Source organism: Streptomyces ochraceiscleroticus, assembly GCF_000720485.1.
Taxonomy (GTDB): Bacteria; Actinomycetota; Actinomycetes; order Streptomycetales; family Streptomycetaceae; genus Streptomyces; species Streptomyces ochraceiscleroticus.
Genome location: NZ_JOAX01000079.1, coordinates 1 through 524, shown reverse-complemented (window position 1 = coordinate 524; position 524 = coordinate 1). Strand labels below are relative to the sequence as shown.

Here is a 524-nt window from a genome sequence, read left to right as displayed (position 1 = left end):
AGACACCCACGCCTACCCGTCAGTACTCATGACCGCCGCCCACCGGCTGGAGACCCGATGACGCACTTCCGGATGATCAAGCCCGGGAACCTGTTCCTCACCCACAACACCGGCCTGCAGATCGCCGAGGATGCCCACTGCAGCCACGGCCAAGCCGCCGTGCTGCTCATCCTGTTCGGCCACTACCGCTCCGGACAGGGCGCCGAGCGGCTCGACGCGATGCTGCCCCGCTGCGTGCTCGCCGAGATGGTCGGCTCCCTGCACGCACAGATCCTCCGCGACGAAGGCCCCGACGCCCTCCAGCACTTCCAGGACGAAGTCGCCATCTACGCCGACCAGTCCGCCGCAGCCCTCGCCGAGCTCCATACTCAGCGCCGCGACTGCTGCGAGGCCGGGTTCAGGACCAACGGCGCCGAGCACACCTGCGGCCGTACCGACACCGGAGCCGACCGTGAGTAGCTGCCCCATCTGCCCCCGCGCCACCGACGCAGGCCTGCACGCCTGCCCCCGCCACACCGCTGAAC

Annotated in this window: 1 protein-coding gene; it reads left to right on the top strand. The window is 69.8% G+C overall.

Annotation, left to right across the window (positions count from 1 at the left end; translation table 11 throughout):
• Positions 1-459, top strand: a 459-nt coding sequence (locus IG84_RS0137240) for a hypothetical protein (RefSeq protein WP_211266566.1), incomplete at its 5' end; no start/stop codon positions are given.
• Positions 460-524: the final 65 nt, after the last annotated feature.